The 12,661-nt window shown below is 37.7% G+C and carries 12 protein-coding genes; 8 read left to right on the forward strand and 4 right to left on the reverse strand.

The genetic code is table 11. The features are described from left to right. The first annotated feature begins 40 nt into the window (after window positions 1-40). The 3 genes from B3C94_RS17045 to B3C94_RS17055 all read left to right on the forward strand — a co-directional run bounded on the left by B3C94_RS17045 (window position 41) and on the right by B3C94_RS17055 (window position 2,152). Window positions 41-541: an RNA polymerase sigma factor gene (locus tag B3C94_RS17045; RefSeq protein WP_293905827.1), complete on the forward strand. Its 501-nt coding sequence runs from the start codon at window positions 41-43 to the stop codon at window positions 539-541. Between the two features lie 76 nt (window positions 542-617). After that, window positions 618-809, forward strand: coding sequence for a hypothetical protein (locus tag B3C94_RS17050; protein ID WP_293905829.1), 192 nt, complete (start codon window positions 618-620; stop codon window positions 807-809). Window positions 810-1,177: 368 nt separating this feature from the next. Beyond that, entirely contained in the window at window positions 1,178-2,152 is a 975-nt protein-coding gene (locus B3C94_RS17055; protein WP_293905832.1) for a DNA topoisomerase IB, read from the forward strand. On the opposite strand, the gene B3C94_RS17060 is transcribed toward B3C94_RS17055, so the two are convergent. After that, complete coding sequence (locus B3C94_RS17060; protein WP_293905834.1) at window positions 2,149-3,354, reverse strand: NAD(P)/FAD-dependent oxidoreductase; 1,206 nt, start codon at window positions 3,352-3,354, stop codon at window positions 2,149-2,151. The two genes, B3C94_RS17055 and B3C94_RS17060, sit on opposite strands and share 4 nt — an antisense overlap. Window positions 3,355-3,480: 126 nt before the next feature. Between B3C94_RS17060 and B3C94_RS17065 the strand changes: the two genes are divergently transcribed. The 4 genes from B3C94_RS17065 (at window position 3,481) to B3C94_RS17080 (ending at window position 7,749) form a co-directional block, all read left to right on the forward strand. Further along, window positions 3,481-4,236 (forward strand): Ku protein, encoded by a 756-nt coding sequence (locus B3C94_RS17065; RefSeq protein ID WP_293905836.1) that lies wholly within the window; start codon window positions 3,481-3,483, stop codon window positions 4,234-4,236. A gap of 139 nt (window positions 4,237-4,375) precedes the next feature. After that, complete coding sequence (locus tag B3C94_RS17070; RefSeq protein ID WP_293905839.1) at window positions 4,376-5,002, forward strand: hypothetical protein; 627 nt, start codon at window positions 4,376-4,378, stop codon at window positions 5,000-5,002. A 165-nt stretch (window positions 5,003-5,167) separates the two neighbouring features. Then, window positions 5,168-7,336, forward strand: coding sequence for an ATP-binding protein (locus tag B3C94_RS17075; protein ID WP_293905841.1), 2,169 nt, complete (start codon window positions 5,168-5,170; stop codon window positions 7,334-7,336). Window positions 7,337-7,449: 113 nt separating this feature from the next. Further along, window positions 7,450-7,749, forward strand: coding sequence for a hypothetical protein (locus B3C94_RS17080; RefSeq protein ID WP_293905843.1), 300 nt, complete (start codon window positions 7,450-7,452; stop codon window positions 7,747-7,749). Window positions 7,750-7,757: 8 nt separating this feature from the next. Here the strand turns inward: B3C94_RS17080 and B3C94_RS17085 are convergent, their stop codons facing one another. From B3C94_RS17085 to B3C94_RS17095, 3 genes are all read right to left on the reverse strand, one after another. Next, window positions 7,758-9,776 carry a glycoside hydrolase family 43 protein gene (locus tag B3C94_RS17085; RefSeq protein WP_293905845.1) on the reverse strand — a complete coding sequence of 673 codons (2,019 nt, stop codon included), beginning with the start codon at window positions 9,774-9,776 and terminating at the stop codon, window positions 7,758-7,760. A 601-nt stretch (window positions 9,777-10,377) separates the two neighbouring features. Beyond that, window positions 10,378-11,037, reverse strand: coding sequence for a response regulator transcription factor (locus tag B3C94_RS17090; protein ID WP_293905847.1), 660 nt, complete (start codon window positions 11,035-11,037; stop codon window positions 10,378-10,380). A gap of 10 nt (window positions 11,038-11,047) precedes the next feature. After that, the gene (locus B3C94_RS17095; protein ID WP_293905849.1) at window positions 11,048-11,779 is read right to left on the reverse strand and encodes a hypothetical protein; all 732 of its coding nucleotides are present in this window, start codon (window positions 11,777-11,779) and stop codon (window positions 11,048-11,050) included. A gap of 346 nt (window positions 11,780-12,125) precedes the next feature. On the opposite strand from B3C94_RS17095, the gene B3C94_RS17100 reads away from it, so the two are divergent. Continuing rightward, a complete protein-coding gene (locus B3C94_RS17100; protein WP_293905851.1) occupies window positions 12,126-12,632 on the forward strand; it encodes an RNA polymerase sigma factor in 507 nt (168 codons plus the stop codon). Window positions 12,633-12,661: the final 29 nt, after the last annotated feature.

Below are 12,661 nucleotides of genomic sequence, written 5' to 3' on the forward strand. Positions count from 1 at the left end.
ATACCCCAAATACACATCAATCAATTTAACAAACGATACTATGAGCAATTCAAATTTAAATTTGTTAGTCGAAGAGAAAAGAAGCCTTCTGAAACATTTCGCAGGTAAATTTACAAACGATCCCGATGAGAAAGAGGATTTGATTCAGGAGACTCTTATTCGTGCATTAAAATCGATCGATGATTTTATCCGCCATCCTAAATTAATGTCTTGGCTTTATGTGATCATGAAAAACGTATACATTAACCAATATCGCAAGGCCAAACGTATAAACGACATTCACGAAACCTACATCGGTCTGGAAAATACTAACACGATAGAAACCAATAAAAGTGACAATAAGTTTATCGCTGATGATATCGAAAAGGCGATGTGCAGTTTGTCAGAAGAAAATTATCAAGTATTCCAGTTGTTCCTTGAAGGATATAAATATCACGAGATTGCCTCCTATTTTGGAATGCCTGAAGGTACCATTAAAACCAGAATACACATGACAAGAAAAAAGCTGCAAAAACAGCTTAAAATTTACAGCCTAAAGTAAAACAAAATATAGCCCATGAGGTTATCTACTAGAGTAGCTTAACCGTGTATCTGAAAATTTGCTAAATAAATAACATATGAAATCGGAAGTTAAAATAAAGAATCAGCCCAATATGGTCATTACGCTGATTATCTGTGGCGGTCCCATTGGAAAGAGAAATGGTAAAACCATAATACAATCGGAAGTTTCGGAAGAAGTGGAAAAGAAACCGATCAAAGCAGATACAGAGAAAGGTAAAAAGGCTTCTTATGTTGATAAAACTAAATAGATAGAAATTTACCATTAAAAACGGCTGCTTTTTTAAGTAAAAGTAGCCGTTTTTAATGCCTTTATTATTTTTTCTATTCTTACACTCCCCACTCTTTTCTGTATAAAACCTTGCTGTATGTGAATAATACGCATCTTATTTTTTTCGAAAACCGAAGATATCGTTCATTCGTTCTTAAAAGAAATTAACAATGCTCATATCAGTAAAATAAAATAAACAATACCTAATAAATGACAACACGTCGATCATTATACAGATCAACGTTGATCGAATTGCAATTTATTAGGGTCGACTGAATTGCTCGCAGGCATAGAAAATTAAGATAGCATTTTGGAATTTAACAAGATGTAGACTTTAGAGATTATTATATGAAAAAAAAAGCCGGTTATACACGAAAGAAAATAGGCAAATCTTTTAAATATTTTGATGCATCAGGAACCGAAGTATCTGATCAAAAGATTTTAGAAAGAATTACAAAACTGGTTATCCCACCCAACTGGAAAGATGTATGGATTGCCAAAAGTGCCAACAGTGATCTGCAAGCTTTTGGATTCGACCAAAAAGAACGTAAACAATATATCTATCATGAGAAATTCGTTAACCAACGGCAGGCGGCAAAGTTCAGTAATATTCTTTTTATGGGTAAGTATTTGCAGGAATTAAGAAAAATCAGCACTAAACACCTCAAACATCAGGACTGGGATATGGATAAGTTGTGTGCAATTGCTTTTAAAATAATGGACAGTACATTAATTCGTATCGGTAATAAGCGCTACACGCTTACTAATAAGTCTTATGGCTTGAGTACGTTGGAAAAAAGACACGTTACCATCGAAGACAATAGGATATCTTTAGCATATAAAGGCAAAAAAGGTGTTTTTCAGCAAAAGTCATGGTCGAGCAGGCAGCAGGCGAAGCTTTTGGAAGAACTTCTTAAAATGAAAGGAAAAAGGATATTTCAGATCGATAGTGCTACATGCGAAAGTACTTTCTGTGGTGCCGCCTTTAATCATTATCTTCGGGAACATTCTAAGGGTCACATCAGTTGCAAAAGTATCCGTATCTGGGGAGCTAGTCGGGAAGCATTTTATCAGCTCGCCCAAACCAAACAGGCAGAGGCACTCAATGCACGTAAAAGACAGTTAAACAAGGTCATTAAACAGGTAGCTGAGCAGCTTGGCAATACAAAGACAGTTTCGCAGACTTATTATATCCATCCCACCATACAACGTTTATTTATGGAAGGAAAATTTCCCAGCATAAAAAGTAAATTGCCACTAGCAAAGTTAGAGGATAAATTATACCGTTTTTTGCTTAAGCACAGCGATAAAGCCACAACTTAACGTCCAAACTTAAACCATTTATCCAACGGATGGCTTAGGTTATTCATCCAACATGATACCATATCCATAGCCGCAACAGAAAATGTGATGCCATTTCCACCGAAACCACACACAAAGTAGGAGTTTTTAAACTTTTTATGTATTCCGATATAGGGCAATCCATCCTTAGTCGTCCCAAAAGTACCAGCCCAGGTAAAATCTGGGTGAAAGGGCCTATCCGCAAAAATTTTATTAAATGCCTTTTCCAATTTAAGTGATTTTGCTGAAATCAGGCTATCCCGCCTGATGGAGTCTTTAAATTCTTCATCTTCTCCCCCGATCAGGAACCTATAATCGTCCGTTGTGCGCATATACAGATAAGGTTCAGCAGTATTCCAAATGAGCAGATCCCGATACCGGTAATAAGCTTTTTTATCGACTTCCGACACAATGGCGAATGTACTCAATAGATCGACAAATTTTTCAGGAATAAGATTTGTCGTTTCGTATCCTGTACAATAAATAATTTTTTTTGTTTTGATTTTAGCACCCGTCGAGGTTGTTGCGAGATTATATCCCGACTTATATAATACGTTTTCTAATGCTGTTTTGTCGAAAATCAATAGTCCCTTTCTAACGTTGTATGCCAGTAGCTCATGTGTAAAACAAAACGCATCTATGCTTGCTCCTAGATCCGAGAGAATTCCAGCGTAAGCGCCTTGAATTGCATAACGTTTCCTGATTTCTTGTTCCGTTAACCATTTAACGCCAAAACCCGCCTCTTGCCGGGATTCAAATTCTTGCTTCAACCAAGAGACATCTTTTTTTCTCGCCGCGAAATAGAGTGATTTTTTTGTTCTAAAACCAGCTTTCGATCGGATTTTCTTTGCGATATCCCCCAATTTGCTAATGGCTTCTCCACAGGCTGTGTAGCTCGCTATGGCAGCCTCTTCACCGATTAATTCCTTTAGCCTATATAAAGGCACATCTATTTCATATTGCAACATAGAAGTAGTCGCTGCCGAACTCCCATTTACAATTTCACGCTTGTCTATAAGTATACATTTCTTTCCATCATTCATGCATTGATGTGCTATCAATGCCCCTGTAATGCCACCCCCAACGATAAGAACATCACAGCTGCGATCATCCTGCAAGGAAGGGTAACTGTTTAAAAGACCATTTTTTACTAACCAGAAAGGTTCATTTGACTTTAAATCCATTGTAATAAAAGCATATTAAATGCCTGTATAACTATTTCTCTTGAGAATAGTTTGGTATACAGTTTATTAAATTTCAAACCATTTGAGCATCACTAAGGTTATCTTATTAGCAATAAATAATTACTTATGCGAGCAATTTGGACAGGGGCTATTGGTTTTGGTCTGGTCAATATCCCAATTAAAATATATAGTGCAACGGAAAGCGCGGCTTTGGATCTGGATATGCTTGATCGAAAGGATCTATCCAACATCAAATTCAAGCGGGTAAATGAACAAACTGGCAAAGAGGTAAAATGGGACAATATTGTGAAAGGATATTTTATGAAAGACCATTACGTCGTGCTGGAAGACGCAGATTTTGAAGACGCAAGTCCAGAAAAGACTAAACTAATCAATCTCCATGCTTTTGTCAAAATGATGGATGTGGACAGTATATATTTTGAAACGCCCTACTATTTGGAGCCACAAAAAGGCGGAGAAAAAGCCTATCAACTATTACTCAAAGCATTGGAAAAAACTAAAATGGCGGGCTTAGGATCATTCGTGATGCGAAATGTAGAACATCTAGCCCTGATAAAGCCCTATCAAAATGCATTAGTTTTGAATAAAATACGTTATCAACAGGAGATCCGGACGCTAGATGAGCTCAAATTACCCAGTAAAATTAAAATTCAAAAAGTAGAAATGGACATGGCCACACAGCTGATCGAGCAACATAGTGCAACCTTTGATATCAGTAGTTATAAAAACGAATATATGAACGATCTCCTCAAAATAATCAAACAAAAAGACAAGGGTAAACGTCCTACCATTCGAAAAATGAAAGTAGAGCATACAAAAGCAGATGATTTGCTTGCAAAATTGAAGGCGAGCCTAGGTTAAAACATAGCACCCTGTAACATGATACGTAAATTAAAATCGGGGCAGTACCGAATATATGCCAAGCATCCAGATAAAGAGACAAGAGGCAAAAATACATGAGTAAGAAATTCAATATTTTAAGCATAAGAAGTGAGAAATCATGAAAAATATCATACCAGAACAAAAAGAAGGTAAGCATTTGGATTGCTTTGAATCCCTCGAGTTTCCCAGTGAAGCTATCGCCAGTTTAGCCTATGATTTGGCTATAGATAATCTTAGAAAGGTCAATCATTGGTATGAACTAGCGCAGTTACCTGCCACTGTATTTCAATTAACGACTGGTTATGGAACTCCAATTGATCGTTTACTCGAATTACATGATTATATCAGACTGGATATTCCCGGACCGGGACTTCCGAGTAGTGATGGCTATGATTGGGTGAATGTTGTTAACCTCATTTCAGAAAAAACAGAGGACTATAGGGTTTTTGCGATAACATTAAAACCCTGCCCAGACCCAAGCCATCCTGGAGAAAAAAATACTGCGCATTTTTTTGAAGGAATATCATCCTCAACTTTTCTGATCGAACAGCGGAGAAATAGCATCTTGTTCCAATACGCTGGAAGAAACGAAATCATCAATGTCGACAATGAAAATATGAGTGATAATATCAGGAATTATCTTGTTGGCTTGGCTGCTAAAATGGGCGCATCTTACCCCCAGTGGAAATCACTTCTTAAAGGAATGGCCGATGCTGTAGCCAAAGAGTTTAATATTCAGTACTAGTTCCTTCCGCGGAGCGGAATTCGGTACTAATTTTAATTTCAGTGTAGAAAGAAGTCTATAAAACAATTTTATAGACTTTATAACGTGCTGTTATCAAAAATTCGATCTATGTTGTCGTGATTTTTTTCGTATATTTATGTGTATCATAAGAAGTTTTGGGGTATTATGAATCATACATTTCAATCTAACAATCAAACCATTATAAAGCTTCAATCTTTTGGCAGTCTGGTCATCTTAGATCGACATTTTATTGTTGTTGGAGTAACCGAATCTGTCGTAAAAGACCATGGCGCCAAAGAGGACCTATTAGGAACTAATTTCTTTGATAACTTTAACAATACATTTGGCGAAGCGCTATCCAAAATCAAAAATGCCGTAATTGATTTACTTGAAAACGGACAGTCGCGCCATATTTTACCTATTAAAATACGAAAAGAACGTGTTTATGTAAAATTACGGAAACATGATGAATATCTCTATATAGAATGGGAACCACAACATAAAAAATACATTGCCGCAAAAAAAATAAATGAGCTTAATTTTTTGCTAGACACTATCCAGCCTAATAATTGGGATCGTGTTTGTTCGGCCATCAACAAGTTATTGAATTATGATCGGGTTTTCGTTTTGCAGATTCAGGAGACGGGTTACAGTTCAGTGATTGCGGAGCATACAGCAGACGGACAAGCCCATTTCAAAGGAAAAGAGTTCTCGAAAGATTTCATGCCAGAGGAAGTCTTGTCATACTATCGGAGTTATTCCTATCGATATGCTCCCAATATTGATCTGGAGGGGCAGGAGTTCTATTATACGGACGAAGGGATTGATCCGCTCTCGAGCTTGTTATCACCTTTACCTGAGCTTCACCGGCTTTTTTTGAAAAAAATAAATGTCCAAAGCGCCTTGTTTTTTCGAATCTGTATCGATGATGAATTCTGGGGCCTTGTAGTGGCTCAAAATGATGAGGAGCGGGTGGTCGATCTGCAGCAGCGAAAGCTCTGTACATTTGCCATCCAAGCAGCCACCAGCAAATATGAAAGTCATGTCAAACAGAATCTGCTGGAAAGAACGGAACTTCTTAAACTCGCCGAGGAAGAATTAAAAAGAAGTCTCTCTGAAAATAAGATGGTGAATTGTGCTTTAATACAGCATATGGATATATTGACCCAGCTGGTTAATGCAGATGGATTGGCGATATTCAATCAGGGCGATGTTTTTAACTATGGCCATTCTCCACAGAAAGCGCAATTTTATGAAATCATTCAATTTCTGCAAAAACATACCGATAAAGCTCTCTTCAAAGACTATAATTTTCGGCTGAATCATCAGGATAACTTTAAAGATAAACTCGTTTTTGCGGGACTTATGTATCTAAAGGTTGGCTTGGAAAACGATTATTACCTCGTCTGGTTTAGAAAAGAAAACCGCAATCACGTGATGCAGATGGAGCTAAAAAATGAACCGAATGATAACAAGAAGCTCAAAATTTGGGCAGATATGCGTTATGACGTTGCCAAACCTTGGAATGATGCTGAAATCAATTTTGTTCTTCGTCTGAATCAGATTATCAAAGAATCCATTTTTGCAAAATTAAAGGAACGTCAGTTGCTGAATGAAGAGCTTCTGAGTTTGAACAATGAGCTGGAAATGTTTACCCACACCCTTTCTCATGATTTAAAAAACCCCTTGTCCATCTTAAAAATGGGCATACAATTTTTACAGCAGCACTCCGACAATATCGATTTTACAAAAATCAATAAGTGGTATCAGAATTTCAGCCGAAGCGTTACAAACATTGAAGATATCATCAACAATATGGTCCAGTTAAGTCAGCACCGTTCCAGCATTTTAGACAAGGAACCACTGCCCATGGCCTACACAATTCAGCGCATATTTCAAGAAAACAGTATTTTATATAACGTCAATAATTGTCAGCCCACGTTTGGCACCCTATTGCCAATTTGGGGTGAAAAAAGTGCCGCGTATCAAATTTTTTCCAATTTAATTATTAATGCAATAAAATATTCTGCACAAGCAGAAAGGCCTTTAGTGACCATAGATAGTTCGCACGAAGACGATTATACGCATTATCAGATCAAGGATAACGGTATTGGCATACCGACTGACCACCTGCCTCACATTTACGAGATGTTTACCAGAGCCGACAATGTTGGTTCCATACCTGGTACAGGGATTGGTCTTTCGCTCGTAAAACGGATAATGGAACGATTGGGCGGAAGTATAGAAATTGAATCAGAGGTCGGTTTGGGCACCACTGTCCACCTTTACTTCCCTATTGTTAAGCCATTTCCTGAGCAAATGTTACTCGATTGATCTTTGATTCAAATCCTGAAATCTTTCAAACTATTTCCGTCTAAACGTTGTTCCTTTAAGGAGAGTATACCATCCGATAAAAAAGGATCGTATCACTTAAAACGAAATCGAAAATGGAAGAGATATTGCAACATGCAGTAGTAAAACGAGGTTTAATTATTGCCTATTATTTTAGTAACATCTGGTATCGCAAAGGATTATTCGGGGAACGTATTATCCCCGATCCAAATGACACTGATCCTATCGAACATCCTGAACCAGACATCGATGAAACCGATCCGGAAGAAGAAGAACATATCAACTATAGAAATAAAAATCCACAGACAAGAAACAGCATAAGCCCCGTTAAGAAATCTCCCACTGACTGGGATGAAAATGTCGAAAATCCAGCCATACCCAAAAAGACAGATTAACCGCTGGGTCAATCTGTCAAGATATTTAACTTTCCTGTTTCATCAAAAGAAACATCGCTGATAAAAACAATACGTTGATCGCCCGTCTGTATGGTGCGGGCATGATATACACAGCGGATTTTTCCTTCCCTGTCCTGAAATAAACTATTATGTCCTGTTCCCGAAATCACTCCACCCCTACTGGTATTTTTTTCAATGATTGGATTGGATGCCGATTTTTGATAGCTTCCCAAAGGCGTGGTTGCTGTAGCGTAGCCAACAGCGTAATTGGCTCCTGCGAAATAATTGGCTGAATACATCATATAGTATAGTCCATTTTCTTTGACCAGAAAAGAGCCTTCTGTCCATCGCCTATTGATCTCACCTGAAGTAACTGATCTGCTTTCCCATTCGGATTGTGCATCCTGCATCGTAGCTGGAGGGCGCATTAAAAGAACCGGACTCCCAATTACTTTCGTCATACTGCTATCCAATTCCACTCCATAGACCCAGCTTTCTTCAATATTCTTATAGCTAAATTTCTTCTTCGCCCAATCTGCAATTTCTGATTCTACAGGATGTTCATAGCAGCAGCGTGAATAGAAAAGATAATTTCTATGATCGGTATCTCTAAAAACATTTGCGTCAATGATGGGATATCCAGGGTCAAAAATGGGTTTGCCGGTCAGATCTTTAAATGGCCCCAGTGGGTTATCCGCCACTGCAACGCCAATACGATAATTTTCTAAATCATTTTTGGGGTTTTCTTTCCAGTGAGCACTATAGTACATGTAATATTTGTTGTTCACACGATAGACTTCAGGAGCCCAAAAATCCTTTTCCCCCCAACCATTGGGCTGTTTGGCATCGTATACTTTTCCCTCTTTCTTCCACGTCTTTAGATCTTTGGAGCTATAGGCTATAAAACCATTCTCGGTTCCCCCGGTTCCATATAAATAGTATTGATCCGAAGGTGGATCGAATACAATAAAAGGATCACCAAAGGCTACGTCTGTCTGAAATGATTTTCTACTTTGCCTCGATTGCTGATCAGCGCTCAAAAAGCGAAACTTTGCAGTTTCGAATTTCGGAATCAAGATACCGCTGCTACTTGCCACGAAATGAATAGGGAGTATGGCTGTCCGCCGAGGAGCAACTTTTTCATCTGAAAAATGTGTATGACAGACGTAATACCATTGATTGCCTTTTTTGAACATGTCTCCATGTCCCGTTCCGGCAAATCCGCTATTTTTTTGGCTTAGTGCAGGTTGATCGTCCAGTTTTTTCCAGGGTCCATAAATATTTTCAGCAATAGCAACCCCCACAGCATAGTCCTTGTTTCGAAAATCATTTGCCGAATAGAACATATAGTAATATTTCCCTTCCCGAATGACAGTGGGACCTTCACTGACTGTCCAATCAACATTTGCCGTATTTTCCCAGGGAAGTTCGGCGTGGAGACATTCTTTCAACGTCTCTTCCTTTATTCCGGAATAATCTGACTTCAACTCCGCCACAAAAATTCGATTTCCTTCCTTTAATCTTACATGAAACAGGTATTTTTTTCCATCTCGATCGCGGAATACAAAGGGATCAATTTGCTTTTGCCCAACAGCAATTGGTGCTTTAATCGCTTGCTTAAAAGGCCCAGTTGGAGCATCGCTAACTGCAATAGCAATATTTTCATCGGCTGTGTAGGCCATATAAAACTTACCATTATCAAACCATACTTGCGGCGCCCAAAAACCTTTTGATCCAAAAATATCGCCTTTTACAGCAGCAAAACCTGAATTAGCTCCTTCCGGACTTACCCAAGAGTCTAAATCTTTCGATTGATACACTTTAAACCCCTGCTGTTCTGCCGGGTCACCATTCGTACCGTAGAGGTAATAATATCCTTTGTGGTAGAATATGGTCGGATCCGCTTGAAAAATACCATTAGTCGGCAGCTGCACATTTTCAATCTGATCTTTGTTTGTAGTTTGCGCAAATGTCTTTTGGACAACAAACAGCAAGAGCGCAATAGTCAGCAAATATATTTTATTCATTGATTGTAATACATCATATAGGTGAAAGCCTAAAATTGAAAAAATATTTGCGAAGACTGGAGGTAAATCGTATCAATTGAATATCATTTTGTATCAAACTGAAAACGCCTGATAAAATTATCGAAATTCCACCGGCTTCCATTCCCTTAAAACCATTTACTTTTCAGACTTGTCTTATTTAAAAACATTTAGATATATACAACAGTATACTAATAACATTATTTATGATAAATTCCTTGGAAAAATCTTGTATAGAAGCCTGTTGGCAATGTGTTACAGCCTGTCACAGTTGTGCCAAATCCTGTACCGAAGAAAGCGACATTGAAGCCATGGCAAAATGTATTGCATTAGATATGGAATGTGCAGTATTATGTACCGCTGTTGCCGAACTTCTTTCTCTCCAAAGCCATTATAGTCGACAATTTGTTAAAATTTGTGCTGAATTATGTACGATCTGTGCAGAGGAATGTTTCAAACATCCACACGAACATTGCCAGCATTGCGCTAAAGCATGTGAGCAATGCGCCATCGCATGCAATAAGATAGCTGCATAATGCCATTCCTGAATATCAAAATTTTCCTGATCCTTTGTCAGGAAAATTTAATAATTCAAAATACCTCTTTCAAATGCAAACTTAACCAGATGTGCCGTATTTTTCACACCCGCTTTATCGATGAGATTCTGACGATGCCCCTCAACCGTGCGCTTGCTTAAAAAAATCTTATCTGCAATTTCAATATTGGTGTATCCTTCTGCAATCAGTTTTAATACTTCGAGTTCACGTTCCGAAATATCAAAGTCTGCGTGTAGCTCTCCAGGGAGCTGAGCATAGCCTTGTCCAGAACGGACTTGATCTAAAAGTATCATGGCAATTTCCTCACTCATATACCGACCACCGTTTGCAATGTGATTCAATCCAAACAGCAATTCGTGATAGCCAACATTTTTGACCAAATAGCCAGCAAGACCAGATTCAAAGGCCTCGATGACATAATTAATCTGATTTAGCATAGATAATATAACTACTTTAATAGAGTTATACTGTTTGTTTAGTACCTGAAGTAACTCCAGGCCGTCCATCTCGTCCATACTGATATCTGTTAGAACAATATCAGGACTAGGATTTGAGCTTAAGAATTGGAGAGCTTCTTTTCCATTCGAAGCTTCACCAACAACTTCAAATCCATCTTGTGATTCTAATAGTAATTTTATACCGTTACGTACAACCATGTGGTCTTCAACCAATAGGATTTTTATCATTATTATCTTTTTAAATAGTCAATTTTAGTAAAATACCTGTTGTCAGCGTATCATTCATGATACGTGCATTGTAGAGCTCAGCAATCTTCATCAAACGCATCGGACTGTTTTCGAGCTTTGATACGGATAGGGTTTCTCCTTGGTGGAAAAATGGTGATACTTTAACAAGGATTTCAAATTCGATCACCTGCACTGAAACTGAGATGGCATGCGAGGGAATTTCATCATTTAAATACTGAAATAGTGCGGTCAAAAATTCAAATAAATGAACTTGTGCCTGGTGATGTAATTCCCGCAGTTGAGGGTCAAGCAACGTATCAATCGTTAAACCGGATCTTTTCTTATAACTGCCTACGGCCTCATCTACCGCATGAAAAATTCCCAGGTCATTTAATATGGGATTGTAAAGCAATCCCGCTTTATTGCGTATTTCTACCACTAAAGTACTCAAGGAATCACGCAGGCAACGCAATTCTTCAAAATCTCCATAACGGTTTGTAAAATTCTGAAGAGATATACGCATTCCATAAAGCTCCTGAGCCAGTTCATCACGGAAATATCGTCCTATTCTTCCAATATCATCCTGTTGATTTCTAATAATCGACTTGTAAAAATCTTCTTGACTACCTTCCCATACCTGCTTTAATTCCGACTGATCTTTCAGGCCTTCCGATTGGCCTTTCGTTTCTTCCGATAGGTCAAAATATAGTTTTTTGTTCTCGTCCCCCATATTGTTTTCCATTTCATGTTGTAACTAATAACCACTTCAAGGCATGAACAGTTTTAAAAATTAACACCTATTTAAATAAAAATGTATCCTTTAAAGTACTACGTATAAATACGTGCAGGAAAAAGATAAAAGGGGGAAATCAAACAGGAAAACACTTGTTGTTAAAGTATAAAAATTGGCAAAAAAGTTCAATATAGAGGTAAAAACAATAGGTAAAATATTGAATTTCAAAAATTTATAAAAAAAACGTATTAATATACTTTAATATGCTCTAATTAGAGTCATGTGTCTAAATTACCTTTTCTAGCATCTTAATTGTAGTAAGTGTAGTCAAGATAGACACTTAAAATTTGATAATATGGAAAATACAACAATCGATCAACTGTTTAAGGAAAAAAGACCTACGTTAAAATATTTGGCAGCGCAATTTACAAACGATCCGGATGAACGGGAAGATTTGGTTCAGGAGACCATGGTGAGGTCACTAGCATCTATCGAAAAATTCCTGAAACATCCGAAACTGATGTCTTGGCTCTATATCATTATGAAAAATACGTATATCAATCAATATACACGTAATAAAAGATTAGAGAATTATAGAAGCGAATACATCAGTACCGGTTATCGCAATGAAATAACAACCAATCGCGGGGAAAATAATTTTATTGCATCTGATATACAGCATGCGCTCAATAATTTATCGAAAGACTATTATAACGCCTTTGCCATGTTTTTGGAAGGATTTAAATATTATGAAATTGCAGAGCACTTGCAAATACCAGAAGGGACAGTGAAAACACGTATTCATATGGCTCGGAAGGCGTTGCAAAAGCAGCTCAAGATTTACTCGAAAAGTATTGATTAAAAGACAGCGATTATTCTAAATAAAAAAGC

Origin of the sequence: Sphingobacterium sp. UBA5670, assembly GCF_002420705.1 — a bacterium.
Taxonomy (GTDB): Bacteria; Bacteroidota; Bacteroidia; order Sphingobacteriales; family Sphingobacteriaceae; genus Sphingobacterium.